16 protein-coding genes are annotated in these 16,075 nt (G+C 67.8%); 1 reads left to right on the top strand and 15 read right to left on the bottom strand.

The genetic code is table 11. The features are described 5' to 3' along the window. Positions 1-45 precede the first annotated feature (45 nt). A complete protein-coding gene (gene trhA / locus ACJ7Z0_RS10885) occupies positions 46-732 on the top strand; it encodes a PAQR family membrane homeostasis protein TrhA (RefSeq protein ID WP_434792648.1) in 687 nt (228 codons plus the stop codon). 287 nt (positions 733-1,019) lie between these two features. Here trhA and ACJ7Z0_RS10890 read toward each other — a convergent pair whose 3' ends face one another. The 15 genes from ACJ7Z0_RS10890 to modA all read right to left on the bottom strand — a co-directional run bounded on the left by ACJ7Z0_RS10890 (position 1,020) and on the right by modA (position 16,068). After that, positions 1,020-1,244 (bottom strand): SlyX family protein, encoded by a 225-nt coding sequence (locus tag ACJ7Z0_RS10890; RefSeq protein ID WP_434789874.1) that lies wholly within the window; start codon positions 1,242-1,244, stop codon positions 1,020-1,022. 29 nt (positions 1,245-1,273) lie between these two features. Beyond that, positions 1,274-3,790, bottom strand: coding sequence for an ABC transporter permease (locus ACJ7Z0_RS10895; protein WP_434789875.1), 2,517 nt, complete (start codon positions 3,788-3,790; stop codon positions 1,274-1,276). A gap of 68 nt (positions 3,791-3,858) precedes the next feature. Beyond that, a complete protein-coding gene (locus ACJ7Z0_RS10900) occupies positions 3,859-4,734 on the bottom strand; it encodes a formate dehydrogenase accessory sulfurtransferase FdhD (protein WP_434789876.1) in 876 nt (291 codons plus the stop codon). Continuing rightward, positions 4,731-5,147 carry a hypothetical protein gene (locus tag ACJ7Z0_RS10905; protein ID WP_434789877.1) on the bottom strand — a complete coding sequence of 139 codons (417 nt, stop codon included), beginning with the start codon at positions 5,145-5,147 and terminating at the stop codon, positions 4,731-4,733. Before ACJ7Z0_RS10905 ends, ACJ7Z0_RS10900 begins: the two co-directional genes overlap by 4 nt. Further along, on the bottom strand, positions 5,144-6,355 hold the full coding sequence (locus tag ACJ7Z0_RS10910; protein ID WP_434789878.1) for a formate dehydrogenase subunit gamma: 1,212 nt from the start codon (positions 6,353-6,355) through the stop codon (positions 5,144-5,146). Before ACJ7Z0_RS10910 ends, ACJ7Z0_RS10905 begins: the two co-directional genes overlap by 4 nt. Before the next feature lie 11 nt (positions 6,356-6,366). Next, positions 6,367-6,621: a hypothetical protein gene (locus ACJ7Z0_RS10915; protein WP_431128388.1), complete on the bottom strand. Its 255-nt coding sequence runs from the start codon at positions 6,619-6,621 to the stop codon at positions 6,367-6,369. Further along, a complete protein-coding gene (gene fdh3B, locus ACJ7Z0_RS10920) occupies positions 6,618-7,241 on the bottom strand; it encodes a formate dehydrogenase FDH3 subunit beta (RefSeq protein WP_431128385.1) in 624 nt (207 codons plus the stop codon). The genes ACJ7Z0_RS10915 and fdh3B overlap by 4 nt, the downstream gene beginning before the upstream one ends. A 9-nt stretch (positions 7,242-7,250) precedes the next feature. Continuing rightward, complete coding sequence (locus ACJ7Z0_RS10925) at positions 7,251-10,238, bottom strand: formate dehydrogenase subunit alpha (protein WP_431128382.1); 2,988 nt, start codon at positions 10,236-10,238, stop codon at positions 7,251-7,253. Between the two features lie 13 nt (positions 10,239-10,251). Continuing rightward, a complete protein-coding gene (locus ACJ7Z0_RS10930) occupies positions 10,252-10,482 on the bottom strand; it encodes a formate dehydrogenase (RefSeq protein ID WP_431128379.1) in 231 nt (76 codons plus the stop codon). Positions 10,483-10,591: 109 nt separating this feature from the next. After that, the gene (locus tag ACJ7Z0_RS10935) at positions 10,592-11,209 is read right to left on the bottom strand and encodes a TorD/DmsD family molecular chaperone (RefSeq protein WP_431128376.1); all 618 of its coding nucleotides are present in this window, start codon (positions 11,207-11,209) and stop codon (positions 10,592-10,594) included. After that, on the bottom strand, positions 11,206-13,344 hold the full coding sequence (locus ACJ7Z0_RS10940) for a 4Fe-4S dicluster domain-containing protein (protein WP_434789879.1): 2,139 nt from the start codon (positions 13,342-13,344) through the stop codon (positions 11,206-11,208). The genes ACJ7Z0_RS10935 and ACJ7Z0_RS10940 overlap by 4 nt, the downstream gene beginning before the upstream one ends. After that, a complete protein-coding gene (locus ACJ7Z0_RS10945; protein WP_434789880.1) occupies positions 13,268-13,924 on the bottom strand; it encodes a DUF3306 domain-containing protein in 657 nt (218 codons plus the stop codon). The genes ACJ7Z0_RS10940 and ACJ7Z0_RS10945 overlap by 77 nt, the downstream gene beginning before the upstream one ends. Continuing rightward, entirely contained in the window at positions 13,917-14,462 is a 546-nt protein-coding gene (locus ACJ7Z0_RS10950) for a DUF3305 domain-containing protein (RefSeq protein WP_434789881.1), read from the bottom strand. Before ACJ7Z0_RS10950 ends, ACJ7Z0_RS10945 begins: the two co-directional genes overlap by 8 nt. Before the next feature lie 68 nt (positions 14,463-14,530). After that, complete coding sequence (locus tag ACJ7Z0_RS10955) at positions 14,531-15,322, bottom strand: ABC transporter ATP-binding protein (RefSeq protein ID WP_434789882.1); 792 nt, start codon at positions 15,320-15,322, stop codon at positions 14,531-14,533. Further along, positions 15,319-16,068, bottom strand: coding sequence for a molybdate ABC transporter substrate-binding protein (modA, locus tag ACJ7Z0_RS10960; RefSeq protein WP_434789883.1), 750 nt, complete (start codon positions 16,066-16,068; stop codon positions 15,319-15,321). Before modA ends, ACJ7Z0_RS10955 begins: the two co-directional genes overlap by 4 nt. Between the last annotated feature and the right edge of the window lie 7 nt (positions 16,069-16,075).

Below are 16,075 nucleotides of genomic sequence, written 5' to 3' on the forward strand. Positions count from 1 at the left end.
ATTCCAATCCAGGAGATTCTGTTACCAATGACGAATCGACAACCGATGCAGTTGCAGCAAGCCATTCCAGTCCAAGCGGACAAGCGGCCTCCGCTGGCCCGCGACCAGACCACGCTGGAAGAAATCTTCAATGCATTGAGCCACGGCCTCGGCCTGCTACTTGCGATTGCCTCTCTGCCCATCCTGGTCTACAGCGCTGCCCAGAAGGGGCAAGCCGCGAGCGTCGTCGGCGCATCGCTCTTTGCGGGCACGGCCATCGTGCTGTACCTGATCTCCACGCTGTACCACGCGCTGCCCATGGGCAGGGCCAAGGCGTGGTTCAACCGGCTCGACCACGCGGCCATCTACCTTTTCATTGCGGGCAGCTACATGCCCTTCCTGTTCGGCGTGCTGCGCGGGCCCTGGGGCTGGACCCTGTTCGCAGCGGTCTGCGCCGCGGCCGCGCTGGGCGTGGGTGCCAAGCTGTTCAACCGGCTGCGGCATCCGCTGTGGTCGACCGGCCTCTACGTGGGGATGGGCTGGATGGCGTTGATGGCGGCGGTGCCGCTGTACGAACGCATGTCGCCCGCGGGGCTGGGGTGGCTCGTGGCCGGTGGACTCTTCTACACGGCGGGTGCCGTGGTCTTCCTGTTCGACAACAAGGTGCGGTTTGCGCACTTTGTCTGGCACCTGTTCGTCCTGGCGGGCAGTGCGTGCCATTTCTTTGCGGTGCTCTGGCACTCGCACGGGTGATCTTTTTTTGGCCGGTTCCGTTCAGGGCGTGTGCACAGGCCACCGGGTACTCCCCTCCGCGAATGTCCCCCGCCTTCGGCTCCTCCTTTATTTCGCTGCGGGGAGCACCCGGCGCCCTGTGCACACCAAGCGCCGTGCTTGTTCCACCCGATCAACCACTGCTCTGTCCAACGCCCCCGCTGGCGGGGTGCCTTGCGCAGCGAAATAAAGGAGGAGCCGCAGGCCGGGGGACATTCGCGGAGAAAGGTACTCCGTCGGCGGGAGCGCCGCCCTGAAGAACACTGCCTTCAGTAGTGCGGCGGCAGCTCGTCCCGGAGATTGCGCGCCGCCCCCTCCTGCCCCGCGTTCTGGCTTTGCTGTTTCAACTGGGTGACCTGAAGGACCAAGCTGTCGATCTGCTGCTGTTGACGGTAGATCGTCATGTTCAGCTGCTCGAGCAGGTCCTCGGCATAGCTCGACTTGATCTCGAGCTCGGTCAGCCGTTCTGCGAGTTTGTTCGGTGGATATTCCATGCCGCTATTGGACAGGAAGATTCCCCTACTCACTCCGCCGCCCGCCGCAGCGTATCGACCACCGGCCTGCGCAGCACGTCGCGCAGCCCCCACCAGCCTGCGGACAGCGCCAGCACCGCGCCCGCGAGCGCACCGGCCACCGGCACGATGGGGGACGCGGTCCAGGTGAAGTCGAACACGTAGCGTGCCAGGCCCCAGCCGATGGCCGAGGCCACGATGCTCGCCAGGAAGCCCGCGAGCAAGCCCACGCCCACGAGTTCGGCGCGCTGCACCTGGCGCAGCAGGCTGGCCCGCGCACCCACCGCGCGCATCACCGCGAACTCGCGCGCGCGCTCCTCACGCGTGGCCGTGACCGCGGCAAACAACACCACCAGCCCCGCGGCGAGCGTGAAGCCGAACAGGAACTCGACCGCGCGAACCACCTGGTCGAGCACGCGCTGCACCTGGTTGATGGTGGCGCTCATGTCGACGTTGGTCACGTTGGGGTAGCTGCGCACCAGCGCGTTGTCGAAGCCCCGGGTTTCGGGTGCGCGGAAGGCGCCCATGTAGGTCACGGGCACGTCGGGCAACGCGGCCACCGTGTACATCACGAAGAAGTTGGCATGCAGCGAGCCCCAGTCGACCTTGCGCAGCGATGTGATGCGCGCGTCGTTCTGCATGCCGCCGATGTCGAAGCGCATCGTGTCGCCCAACTTCAGGCCGAGGGTCTCGGCCAGGCCTTCTTCCACGCTCACTTCGCCCGGCGCATCGGGCTTCCACTCGCCCGCCACCACGGCGTTGTGCGGCGGCGCCTGCACGCTGTTGCTGAGGTTGAACTCGCGGTCCACCAGCCGCTTGGCGCGGTCTTCCACGTAGTCGTCGGGCGACACCGGCTTGCCGTTCACGGCCACCAGCCGGCCGCGGATCATCGGGTACCAGTCGAACTTGCTCACGCCGGCATCGCGCAGCGACTTCTGGAACGCGGTGCTCTGGTCGGGCATGACGTTGATCACGAAGCGGTTGGGCGCATCGGGCGGCGTGGCCTTGCGCCAGCTCGCGACCAGGTCGGTGCGCAGCAGCACCAGCAGCACCAGCGCCAGCAGGCCCACGGCAAGTGCGCTGACCTGCACCACCGCGTAGGCCGGGCGCGCCGAGATCTGGCGCGTGGCCAGCACCAGCCAGCGCGGGGCGGTGGTTTCATTGACGCTGCGGCGCAGCACCTTCACCGCGAGCCAGCTCAGGAGCGCAAACACGGCCACCGCGCCCGCGAAGCCGCCAACGGCGATCAGGCCCAGCTTCAGGTCGCTGCTGGCGGCGATCAGCAAGGCCGCGAAACCGGCCACGCCGATGCCCAGCACCGCGAGCGACGCGGGCTTGAGCCCGCCCACGTCGCGCCGGATCACGCGCAGCGGAGGCACCCTGGCCAATTGCAGCACCGGCGGCAGGCCGAAGGCGAACAGCAGCGTGAGCCCCATGCCGAGACCGAACGCCACGGGCCACAAGGTGGCCGCGGGCAGCGCGGTTTCGACCAGCCCCGCGAGCAGCACCACGAAGACGTAGTGCACGCCAAAGCCGAGCGCCACGCCGAGGCTGCTGGCCGCAAGGCCGACGACCGCGAACTCGAAGGAGTAAGCCAGCGCGATGGTGCGCTGGCTCTGGCCCAGCACGCGCAGCATGGCGCAGTCGTCCAGATGGCTGGCCGCGAAGCCGCGCGCGGCCAGCGCCACGGCCACCGCCGAGAGCAGCGCCGCGAGCAGCGCGACCAGGCTCAGGAATTTCTCGGCGCGGTCCAGCGTCTGGCGCATCTCGGGACGCCCGCCCTCGAAGGAGTCGAGCCGCACGCCGCGCAGGTCGCCCTTCTTGATCGCGGCCTCGGCCCAGTCGGAAAAGCGCTTGACGGCCGCATCGTCGCCTGCCACCGCATACCGGTAGCCAACGCGGCTCGCGGGCTGGACGAGGCCGGTGCGCGGCACGTCCGCCTGGTTGAGCATCACGCGCGGCGAAAAGCTCATGAAGCCCGCTCCGCGATCCGGCTCGAGCGTGATCACGCGGCCGACGCGCAGACTGGTGTCGCCAAGAAGAAGCGGGTCGCCCACCTTGAGCCCCAGAGAGTCGAGCAGCGAGGCATCGACCCACACCTCGCCCGGCGTTGGTATGTCGCGCGTGATGGTGCCGGGCGCCTCGGCGGTGCTGGCGGTCTGCAGGCTGCCGCGCAACGGATAACCTGGGGCCACCGCCTTGAGCGCCACCAGCTTGCTGGCGCCGCCCTGGGCATCGTCGGCCCGCGCCATGGTCGGGAAGCCGTAGGTGCCGGTCCCCTGCAGGCCGAATGCGCGGGCCTGCGCAATGAAGGTCGGGGGCGTGGGGTTGTCGCTTACGACCACGGCGTCGCCGCCGAGCAGTTGCCGCGCATCGCGCTGCAAGCCGCCCTGCAGCCGGTCGGCAAAGAAGCCGACCGCGGTGAGCGCGGCCACGGCCAGCAGCACGGCAACGATCAAGAGGCGCAGTTCGCCGGCGCGCAGATCGCGCCAAAGGGTGCGCCAGCCAAGGCGAAGGGAGGCATTCATGGGCGAGACGATAGCCGACGCGCGTGCGCCGGCGCCTTTCAGGGGCTTACCGCAAGGGGTGGACAGCCTTAGGCCGGACTTCGGCGTGCGAGTTCCGGCTGCAGCACCAGCCGATCGGCGCCCGCGTAGCAGACGAAGTGCCGGTTGGTCGCGCGGCCAATGGCGCACAGGCCCACGCGCGTGGCCACCTCATGGCCCATCTGCGTGATGCCGCTGCGCGAGACCACGATGGGCACGCCCATCTGGGCCGACTTGATCACCATTTCGCTCGTGAGGCGGCCGGTGGTGTAGAAGACCCGGTCGCCGGCCAGCGCATCCGGCGGCTGCATGGCGCACCAGCCTGCGATGGTGTCGATGGCGTTGTGGCGGCCCACGTCCTCGACGAAGCAGTGCATCGTGGCCTCGGTACCGCCGGGCTCGAGCGTGAACAGCGCGCAGCCGTGCACCGACCCGGCCGACTTGTAGGTGCTCTCCTGGAGCCGGATGGCGTTGACCAGCGCATAAAGCTGCGCCTGCGTCATGCGCGTGGGCGGCAGCCGGAGATTGTCGATGTCGGCCATCAGGTCGCCGAACACGCTGCCCTGGCCGCAGCCGGTGGTCACCACCTTCTTGGCGGTGCGCTCCTCGATGCGGTCGATGCCGGCGTGCGTCTTGACCGCGGCGGCGCCCACCTCCCAATCGACCGTGACCGACTCCACGTCGCCGGCCGATTCGATGAGACGCTGGTTCAGCAAGTAGCCGAGCACCAGCAGTTCGGGCTGGGCGCCCAGCGTCATCAGCGTGACCAACTCGCGCCGATCCACGTACACCGTGAGATCGCGCTCGGCGGGAATGGAGACCGTGCCGCGCGCGCCGTGCTCATCGACAACCTCGACCTCGCGCGTCAGTGCGGCGCGGGCCTGTGTGAGACGTGGAAGCGGCAACGGCGGCAACGGCGTTGTCACTGCGCCTTCTTCGGCGCAGGATTGACGGCGGCGTCAGGCTGCGTGGTGCTGGGCGGCGAAGCAGCCGTGGTGGCCGGCGAATGCGCGCCCGCAGCCTCGATGGGCTTGGCGTCCGGCGGTGGCGCATAGGCAAAGGGGCCGGGGTCGGCGCAGGGCGGCGTGGCAACCGCCGTCGGCACCGGCTTGGCGGCCGAGGCTGCGCTTGCGCGGTACTTGGCCGCCACGCGGTCCTGCGCCTGGCAGAGCTTGTAGCCATCGACCTTGGCTGTCCACGCGGTCTTGGCGGCGGCTTCGGCGGCCTTGGCCTTGGCTTCGGGAGTGGCGGCGGGTGGCGGGAGCTTGGCCCACGCCACGGGCGCGGCCAGCGCGAGCACCAGCGCGCAGAAATTCAAAGACAGCGTCGGCTTTTTCATGAGGGAGTTCCTTCGGCGGGTATCGCGGGCCGCGCAGCGGGCGGCACCGCCGAGCCGTCCGGCACCGAGCGCTGCGCCGGAATCTTGCCCGCGACGATGTCGTCGTACCAGAGCTCGTGGTGTTCCTTGGCCCAGGTCTCGTCGACGTAGCCGGTGCGCATGGCTTTGTAGGCGCCGGTCATGCCGAGCGTGCCGATGAAGATGTGGCCCATGATCATCGCGATCATCAGCAGGGTTGCAATGCCGTGGACCATGTGCGCCACCTGCATCTCGCCGCGCGTGTAGACGAAGCCGGGCAGCAGCTTGTCCAGGAAGAGCCCCGAGCCGATGACGAAGGAGCCGAGGAACAGCACGCCGCCCCAGAACACCACCTTCTCGCCCGCATTGAAGCGGTGCGACGGCACTTCCCTGCCGCCGAAGAGGCCGCCGAAGCGCGCAAGCCATTTCAGGTCCATGGCGCGCGGAATGTTGTCGCGAATGAAGGTGAAGACCATGAACACAATCGTCACCACGAACAGCGGTCCGACGAAGTTGTGGACGTTCTTGAGCGCGTAGGCGATCCAGCCGAACAGCGTGGCACCCATCCAGGGCAGGAGGAAGAACTTGCCGAAGGCCATCACGAGGCCGGAGATCGCGAGCGTGACGAACGCGATGGCGTTCGACCAGTGCGTGGCCCGTTCGAAGGGCGTGAAGCGTTCGATCTTGCGGCCGGTTTCCTGGCCGTGCAGGCGGATGGGGCCGCGCGTGAAATAGAAGATGGCCAGCGCCAGCAGCGTGACGAACAGCAGCGCCGCACCGTAGGGAATGATCCAGTCGTTGCGCACCTGCCGCCAGGCTTCGCCGGCGTTGGTGAAACGCGAACCCGGGTACTGAACGAAAGGCTGGATCAGGTTGCCGGCTTCGGGCGCTTCGCTCTTCGGCAGGCTGCTGTGGCCGGTCACGCCCTGCCCCACCTGGCGCCACATGGGCGCGTTGTTGCCGGGCTGCACCTTCATGCGCTCGCCGTTGGTCTGGTTCGCGTAGTTGGGGTCGGCGCTGGCTTCGGGCTTGACCTCGAAGATGTTCTGGCCGCGGATGCCGCCCGCGGCCGGTGCCGGCGCGGGGGTGGCAGCGGGTGTGGATGCGGGTGCGGCTGGCGGCTGCGCCTGCCCGAAGGCCGGACCCAGCGCGGCACAGCAAAGAACCAGAGCGGTCAGCGCTTGCTTCATGGGCTCTCCGTTCAGTTCTCTTTGTTGTATTCGTTCTGCCCGTTCTGCGCGCGGGTCTTGAGCTGCTGCTCCCAGGCGGTCTTGTCGCCGACCTTCCAGCCGGGTGCGGTGAACACCGTGCCGGCGTTCTCCTTGTTGCTCGTTCCGCTCCAGGGCACGGCGTCGCGCTTCACGCCCTGCGTGTTGGTCTGCGGCTTCTCGCCGCAGGCCACGAGGCAAGTTGCGGCCAGCGCAACGCCCAGGGCGAGGAGGCCCGGCCGCTTCATTTCTGCACTCCGTTCACGGGCGGCTTGCCCGCTTGCTGGGAGCCGTAGGCGGTGCCCCAGCCCCAGACCTCGGCACCCTTGCCGCGCTGGACCACGCGGGTGCGGAAGATGTCGGCCACCACGTCGCCGTCGCCGGCCAGGAGCGCCTTGGTCGAGCACATTTCGGCGCAGGCAGGGAGCTTGCCTTCGGCCAGCCGGTTGCGGCCGTACTTCTCGAACTCGGCTTCGGAGCCATTGGCCTCGGGGCCGCCGGCACAGAAGGTGCACTTGTCCATCTTGCCGCGCACGCCGAAGGTGCCTTGCGACGGAAATTGCGGCGCGCCGAACGGGCATGCGTACGAGCAGTAGCCGCAGCCGATACACACGTCCTTGTCGTGCAGCACCACGCCTTCTTCGGTGCGGTAGAAGCATTGCACCGGGCACACCGCCATGCAGGGCGCGTCGGAGCAATGCATGCAGGCCACCGAGATCGACTTTTCGCCCGGCACCCCGTCGTTCAGCGTGACCACGCGGCGGCGGTTCACGCCCCAGGGCACTTCGTTCTCGTTCTTGCAGGCGGTGACGCAGCCGTTGCATTCGATGCAGCGTTCCGCGTCGCAGACAAATTTCATTCGTGCCATGGTGCCTCCTTATGCCTTTTCCACATTGCAGACCGTGGTCTTGGTCTCTTGCATCATGGTCACGCTGTCGTATCCGTAAGTTGTTGCGGTGTTGATCGCCTCGCCGCGCACCACGGGGGCTGCGCCGGCGGGGTAGTAGCCGAGCATGTCGGCGCCCTGCCAATGGCCCGAGAAGTGGAACGGCATGAACACCGTGTCGGGCCCCACGCGCTCGGTCACCAGGGCCTGCACGTTGAGCTTTGCGCCCGTGGGCGTGTGCACCCAGGCACGCTCGCCGTTGCGAATGCCCTTCTCGGCCGCGACCTTGGGGTTGATCTCGATGAACATCTCCTGCTGCAGCTCGGCGAGCCAGGGGTTCGAGCGGGTTTCCTCGCCGCCGCCCTCGTACTCGACCAGCCGGCCCGAGGTCATCACGTACGGGAATTTCTCGGCCACCTTGTCGGCGATGTTCTTCTGCTGCACGCTCTTGTAGAGAGTGGGCAGCCGCCAGAACGCCATCTTGTCGTCGTGCGTCGGGTACTTGGCCATGAGGTCGGGCCGGTTGCCGTAGAGCGGTTCGCGGTGCTGCGGAATCGCGTCCGGGAAGTTCCAGACCAGCGCGCGCGCCTTGGCATTGCCGAAGGGATGGCAGCCGTGGTTCTTCATGAACACGCGGATCATGCCGCCCGAGCTGTCGGTCTTCCAGTTCTTGCCTTCGGCCTTCGGCTTCTCGGCCTCGGTGAGCTCGTCCCACCAGCCCAGCTTCTTGAGCAGCACGTGGTCGAGCTCGGGGTAGCCGGTGGTGATGTCGGCGCCGAGCGAATGCGAGCCATCCTCGGCCAGCAGGTTCTTGCCGTCGCGCTCCACGCCGAAGTTCGCGCGGAAGTTGCCGCCGCCTTCCATCACGTGCTTGGACGTGTCGTAGAGGTTGGGCGAGCCCGGGTGCTTGAGTTCAGGCGTGCCGTAGCAGGGCCACGGCAGGCCGAAGTAATCGCCCGTGAGGTCATAGCCGTTGACCTTGTCCTTCACGCCGGCCTTCACCTTGAGCGTGCGCACGTCGAAGGCCCCCATGTTGCGCATGTGCGCCTGCAGCCGCTCGGGGCTCTGGCCGGTGTAGCCCACGGCCCAGCAGGTCTTGTTGATCTCGCGCAGGATGTCGTCGGGCAGGGGCTCATCCATGCCCTTGACCTTCTGCATCTTGAAGTTCTTGCTGAGCTCCTTGCCGAAGCCCAGGCGGTCGGCGAACTGCTGCATGATCATGTGGTCGCTGCGGCTTTCCCACAGCGGCTCGATCACTTTCTCGCGCCACTGGATCGACCGGTTCGACGCCGTGACGGAGCCGCTGGTCTCGAACTGCGTGCACGCGGGCAGCAGGTAGACGGCGCGGTTCTTGTTGAGGTCGTCGGGGTTGCCGGGCATGGCGGCCATGGCGGCCGTGGCCGAGGGATACGGGTCGACCACCACGAGCAGGTCGAGCTTGTCCATGGCGCGCTTCATCTCGAGGCCGCGCGTCTGCGAGTTGGGCGCATGGCCCCAATAGAACACGCCGCGCAGGTTCGAGTCCTGGTCGATCAGCTCGTTCTTCTCGAGCACGCCGTCGATCCACCGCGACACGGTGATGCCCGGCTTGCTCATCATCGCGGGCGACGCAAAGCGGCCCTTGATCCATTCGTAATCGACGCCCCAGGTGGCAGCGAAGTGCTTCCACGAACCTTCGACGATGCCGTAGTAGCCCGGCAGCGAATCGGGATTCGGGCCCACGTCGGTGGCGCCCTGCACGTTGTCATGGCCGCGGAAGATGTTGGTGCCGCCGCCCGACTTGCCCACGTTGCCGAGCGCAAGCTGCAGGATGCACGAGGCGCGCACGATGGCATTGCCGATGGTGTGCTGGGTCTGGCCCATGCACCACACCACGGTGCCGGGGCGGTTCTCGTTGAGCCAAGTGGCCACCTTGAGCACCTGCGCCTCTTTCACGCCGCAGGCCTCCTCGACCTTGTCGGGCGTCCACTTGGCCAGGACCTCTTCGCGCACCTTTTCCATGCCGAAGACGCGGTCGTTGATGTACTGCTTGTCTTCCCAGCCGTTCTTGAAGATGTGGTGCAGGATGCCGAACAGAAAAGCGATGTCGGAGCCGGAGCGGATGCGCACGTACTCGTCGGCCTTGGCCGCGGTGCGCGTGAAGCGCGGGTCGACCACGATCATCTTGCACCCATGCTCCTTGGCATGGAGCATGTGCAGCATGCTGACCGGGTGCGCCTCGGCGGCGTTGGAGCCGATGTACATCGCCACCTTGGCGCCGCGCATGTCGTTGTACGAATTGGTCATGGCGCCATAGCCCCATGTGTTCGCGACGCCGGCAACCGTGGTCGAGTGGCAGATGCGCGCCTGGTGGTCGCAGTTGTTGCTGCCCCAGAAGCTCACGAACTTGCGCAGCAGATACGCCTGCTCGTTGCTGTGCTTGGACGAGCCGATCCAGTAGACCGAATCGGGCCCGCTGGCCTGGCGCAGGTCCTTCAGCTTGGCGGTGATCTCGTTGAGCGCGGTGTCCCAGCTGATGCGCTCGTACTTGCCGTTGACCAGCTTCATCGGGTAGCGCAGCCGGTATTCGCCGTGGCCGTGCTCGCGCAGCGCGGCGCCCTTGGCGCAATGCGCGCCGAGGTTGATCGGCGAATCGAACACTGGCTCCTGGCGCACCCACACACCGTTCTCGACCACCGCATCGGAGGCACAGCCGACCGAGCAGTGGGAGCACACGGTGCGCTTGATTTCGACCTTGCCGGCGCCGATCGCGGTGGGCCGCGCATCGCCTGCCGCCTCGGCCTTGCGCATCAGCGTGAGCTGGCCGGCGGCCAGGCCCACGCCCACACCGAGCCCGGAACGCCGGAGAAAGGCGCGCCGGTCCATGGTGGGCAGCGCGCCCGAAAGGCCGCGCCGCAGGCTGTGAATGAACGCGGAAGACTCGCGTTCCCCTTGCCGCGAGACAGTGTTCGCGGGGGCTGTTTTCTTGGTCAACAACATCTTGGGGTCCGCTTCAGGCCGAAGCGGTCTTGTAATAGCGCTTGACGTGTTCGCTCAGCGAATAGCCGCCGCCCTTTTCAGGCGCGGGCTTCGCCGCGGGCGCGGCAGCTTCGACCGCCACGGGGGTGTCGACCACCTTCGGAAGCACCGAAACCGCGGCAACCGCGGCACCGGCGCTGGCGGCACCTAAAAAGAAACCTCGACGCGAGGCCGGCTTGATGCCGGCCGCTTGGCTGTCCTGCATGTGATCTCCAGGAGTGGCTGGGGGCAAACCAGATATGAACTGATTTGCATACATCTGGATACTAGTCGAGACCCTTAATCCCGACAATCAAACTCTTCCATTGATGCGATCAATCGAGCATGTCGAAGCCCTGAACCTCGATTTCGGCGAAAGCGCGGGTGAACCCGGCCAGCGAGGCATAGAAATGCGACTTCGGATGTTGCGCCACTGCGTCGCAGAGCGTCGGCAGCCACGACTGCAGATGGGTGGCGAAAAAAGCCTGTTGCTGCGCAAGGTTGGCTACCGCTGCGTCGTCACCGGCAATAAGGTAGCGCATTACCTCGAACAGACAGGCAACATGGTCTTCGCTTTCGGACACGGCCTCGCCGCGCGCCAGCCCGAGGCGGGCGAGGTCGGTGCGCAGTTGCGCCAGCGGCTTGTCGTTGAGAAAGCCGCTCAGGTAGTGCGAGCCGAAAAGGTAGATCTCGGGCTTGCCCATGCCGCCGAACAGCGCGTCGTACTCGGCATGCACCGCGGCGGCATCGGTGCCGCGCGCCGCGCCGACCAGCTGCCGCCAGGGCTCCTCGAGAAAGGCGCCGGCCGCGGGCGCCTCGGTCGGCGCCACGCCGAAGGCGCCGAGCAGTTCGGCATCGGGCGCGGCATACCAGAGGCGCGCGAGCAGGCCGTAGACCTCGGCCCGCGCAATTTCCTCGTCGAGCGCCGAGGTCATTGGAGGAAATTGACTCATAGTTGCGTGATCTTCATCTCGTTCTGCGCGCTGTACAGGTCGATCACCCGGCAGTCGCTGCACATCTTGAGCCGCTCGAGCGCCTCGCCCTGGAACATGGCGTGGCCCGCCAGCTTGCCGAGCATCGCTTCGATGGCCTTCTGCGTGCCGAAGGGCTTGCTGCAGCGGATGCAAGCCCAGGGCTTGGCCTCGTTGAGCACCACGGGCTGCTTGCGCTCGGGGGCAGTCGAAAGCCGGGGCACGAGCGCAATCGCGTTCTCGGGGCAGGTGGTGGCGCAAAGGCCGCACTGCACGCAGTTCTTTTCGATGAAGCGCAGCTGCGGCGCATTCTGGTTGTCTTGCAGCGCGCTTGCGGGGCAGGCGCTCACACAAGCCAGGCACAGCGTGCAGCTGTCCTTGTTGACGGTGATCGCGCCGAAGGGAGAACCGTCCGGCAGCGGAATTTCGAGGGGTGCGGCGGCATCGGCAGGCGGCGCCGAAAGCGCCGGCGCCTGGGCCATCAGGTGGTCCAGCGTCATCTCGAGCGTGCCGCGCTTCTCGCCGCCGACGGCAAAGCGCGCCGCACTGCCGGGCACGCGCTGCCGCGTGGCGCGCAGGCCGGCCAGCGCCGCATCCAGCGCGGCGGGCGTGGCGGCCTCGATCAGGTGGAAGTGCGTGCCGGTGTAGCCGAGGCCGGTGAGCAGCGCCTGCGCCACGGCCATCTGCTTCTTGAGTGCGTCCAGGTACTGAGGCGCCTCTTCGCCGGTGGACAGCACCGCCACCTGCGACGCGCCGAACGCAACGGCGCTGAGCCAGAGGTCGATGCCGGTGCTCGCGACATGCATCAGCGCCACCGGCAGCACATGCGCCGGCACGCCGCCGAGGCCGTCGCGCTTGCCGCGCCCGAGCTGCGCCTCGCGGCCGAGCCGTTCGACCAGCGCCTGCCCGCCTTCTTCGTTGTGCAGCAGCACCGTGGCGTCGCGGCCGCCGGCGCCCAGGTAGGTGGCGAGCAGCGTGCGCAGCTTGCGGCCCTGGTCGGGCGTGCGCGGATAGGTATAGCCCAGCGCGCCGGTCGGGCATACGGTGGTGCAGGCGCCGCAGCCCACGCAGAGCTGCGGGTTCACGACGATGCGCTGGCGCTCCTTGTCGCTGGAGATGGCGTGCGCCGAGCACACCTCGACGCAGGCGTTGCAGCCCACCACTTCGTTGCGGCTGTGGGCGCAGAGCTTCTGCTTGTAGTCGAAGAACTTCGGCTTCTCGAACTCGCCCACCAGCTCGCGCAGGCGCAGCAGGGTCGACAGGCCTTCGCCATTCGCCAGCCCGCCCGCCAGGTGGAAATAACCTTGCGGCGGCGCATGCCAGTCGATCAGAGCGGTTGTGCCCAGGTCGAGCACCAGGTCGAAACCGGCATCGAGCGCCTCGGGCGCCCGGCCGAAGTTGATGGCGCCGGCCACGCCGCAGACTTTTTCGCAGTCGCGGTGCGAGGTGCACTTGGCCAGGTCGATCTGGTAGTCGAGCCCGATCGCCTGCTCGGGGCAGGCGCTCAAGCAGGCATTGCAGCGCGTGCACAGGTCGAGATCGATAGGGTTGTCCCGCATCCACTTGAGCGAGAAAGCGCCGAGCCAGCCGTCGAGCGATGCGATACGCCCCGCCATCACGGGCCAGCGGCGTTCCTGCCCGCCGCCGCTGGCGCCCGGGCCGGTGGAAAAGATCGAGACCTGCAGCGTGTCGGCCACCAGCGCGGCGGCCCGCTCGGCCTGGTCGAGCGGGCCGACGATCAGGAGCCGGCCCTGGCTCGCGTAGCTCACGGTCGAGACCGGATCGGGCTCCGGCAGGTGGGCCACCGCCAGCAAGGCGGCAATCTTGGGGCTGGCGTTCTTCGCGTCGCGACTCCAGCCGCCGGTTTCGCGGATGTTGACGAAGCGGATCGGCGAGGTCGCGCCTTCGGTCTGTCCAGCGAGCTCGGTGAACAGCTTGCGCTCCTGCGTGCACGCAACCACCACCTCGTCGCCCGAGCGGATGGCGCGCTGGAAAGCCGGCGCCTCGCGGCGGCACAGCGTGGAATGAAGGGGAAGCGACTCAGCCAGCGCTGCGCCGAGCGTCTTCGGCTCGAGCGGCATCGTCTGGTTGCAGTCGCAGATCAGCGTGGTGGTCATCGGTTTTGTGGCTTGCGGGTTGCGCATCGGCAACCTGCTGGCTGGGGATATCTCCCGGAGGCTCGGACTGTGCCACGTCCGGCGGCGCGGCGACGTGCGGGGTTTCCGCGGGTTCTCCGGATCGTTGCACTTGCTCTTCTTCCTCGTGCTCGAACAGCTTGAGGAACTTGGCACTGGCCATCTGGCGCAGCACGCTGTCGGGGATCGGCGTCGATTTGGAATAGTCGTCGACGTAGGTGTCCAGGCCGTCCATCACATTGAACTGCGGGTCGGCAAAGAGCTTTCTGAAGGCGGTGTTTTTTACCTCGGGCGCGACGTTCCTGGCCACGAAGGGCCGGAAGTCGGACTCGGACGTGAGGGCTTCCGCATCGGCGAGGGTGGGTGGGGGTGTTTCCCCCTGCCCTTCGGCGGGAAGGCCGGCCGCGGTGCTCTGGGCCGCGGGCAGGGGCGCGGCGGTTTCGACGCGCGCAGCGGCCGCGCCTTGCACCTCGTCCGCGTCCTGCAAGGCGGGAGGCGGCGAAAGCTCTTCGCGTGCTTCCTTTTTGCGCCGCGACCAGCGGTCGAAGAAGTTCTCAGACATCGCCCGCTCCGGGTCCGCGCTTTTTCTCGGTCGACACGGTGGCCGGGTTGCCGAAGCGGTCGACCAGCGGGCGGAAACTCTCGGGCCGCTTGCGGCGCTTGGGCTCCATCACGTAATGCGCCTGCACGAAGCCGCGCATCCACTCGATCACGTCTTCGGGCGCGGGCACCTGCTCCACGGTTTCCTGCGCGTCGAGCCAGCGCCCGGCTTCGTTGTAGCTGAGGCTCACCACCACCGGCCGCGCCAGCGGCTCGTCGGCAATGGTGGGTTCTTCCTCCATGCGCCAAAGCACGAACCAGCAGGGCGCGGGCGTGGTGGCGTTCAGGTGGTAACCCTCCACGTCGTCGCGGAACAGCTCGGTCTTGAAGCCGGGGTGCAGCCAGCGCTGGGCACGCTCGCTCGCCTCGAGCAGGCGCGGCTCGGTGCCGAAGCCGGGCTGGTCGGGGCCGACGCTTTCGAGAATCCAGCGCCAGGACTGCCAACGGCTGTCGACACGTTCGCGGCGCATCACAACGGCAACATCGATGGAAGGATTCATGCCGCGATCGTAGCGCTGCCGCAAGGCGCTTTTGCGGCGAGGGTCATCCGCGTCCTCCGCCGGCCGGCTCACGCGCCGCGCGCGTCCCGCAGCAGCAGCCCGCGCAGCTTTCGATGCAGCGGCGTGGCTTCGGTGGCCGGCACGCCGCCCACCTCGCGCAGCGCGAAATCGCGGCTCTGCGCGTTGTGCAGGTCGATCTCGCGCACCACCTGGCCGTTGTCGTAGACAAAAGCCACGTCGGCCAGCGCCAGCACGTCGTCGATGTCGTGCGTGATCATCAGCACCGGAATGCCCCATTGGCGGCGGACCTGCGCGAGCTCGTTGCGGAGTTCGCTGCGCAGCATCGGGTTGAGCGCGGCAAAGGGCTCGTCGAGCAACAGCACCTGCGGCTGGCAGGCCAGCGCGCGGGCGAGCGCCACCCGCTGCTGCTGGCCGCCCGACAGCTTCTGCGGCCGGCTGTCGGCCAGCGCCGCCAGACCGAAGCCTTCGAGCAGCGACTGCACCATCTCGGCCTCGCGCGGCGGCAGCTTGCGCTGGTGCCACGCGGTCAGGCCGAAGGCCACGTTCTCACGCACCGACAGGTGCGGGAACAGCGCGTAGTTCTGGAACAGGTAGCCGATGCGCCGCGCGGGCGCCGGCACGTCGATGCGGCGCGCGGAGTCGTAGAGCGTGCGGCCGTCGAGCCGCACATGGCCCGCGGACGGATGCAGCAGCCCCGCTATCGCTTGCAGCGTGAGCGTCTTGCCGGCGCCCGAGGGCCCGTAAAGCGCGGCAAAAGGCACGTCGGTCGCGAAGCGCGCCGCCAGGTCGAAGCGGCGGGTGCCGTCGGTGACCGTGAGCTTCAGGTCGACGTCGATCATGGTTTGCCGAAGCCGTAGTGCGCCAGGACTTCGCGCGCGGCGTCGCTCGAAAGAAAAGCCACGAAATCGCCGGCCAGCGCTTTCTGCCGGCTGTCGGCGACCACCGCGACCGGGTAGGTCACCGGCATGGAGGTTGCCGGCGCGAAGGCGACCCTGACCTTGTCGCCCATCACCGCCGCATCGGTGCGGTAGACGAAGCCGGCTTCGACCTCGCCGCGGGCCACGTAGTCGAGCACCTGGCGCACGCTGTCGGCCTGCACGAACTTGGGCTCGAGCACGCTCCAGAGCCCCGCCCCTTCCAGCACCTGCCGCGTGTAGCGGCCGACCGGCACGGTGGCGGTCTTGCCGACCGCGATTTTCCGCACACCCGCGCCGGCAAGATCTTGCAGCGACCGGACGCCTGCCGCGTCTCTCAGCGGTTCGATCAGCACCAGGGCGTTGCTCGCGAAGTTCCGGCGCGTGGCCGCATCGATGAGCTTCTGTTCGGCGGCGCGGCCCATGGTCTCCTGGTCGGCGCTGGCGAACACGTCGACCGGTGCGCCCTGCGCGATCTGCTGCAGCAGCACGCCCGAAGCCGCAAAGTTGAAGCGCACCGTGGCGCCCGGCCTGGTGGCCTCGAACTTCGGCCCCAGCGCCTTGAACGCGTCCGTCAGGCTGGCCGCCGCGGACACGGTGATCTGCTGGGCCGCCGCGCCCAGCGGCAGCGCCAAGGCCAAGACAAGAGACAGGAGGCGGAGCGGACGCATGGAGGTT

It is taken from the genome of Variovorax palleresanus (assembly GCF_051144945.1).
GTDB lineage: Bacteria > Pseudomonadota > Gammaproteobacteria > Burkholderiales > Burkholderiaceae_C > Variovorax > Variovorax paradoxus_S.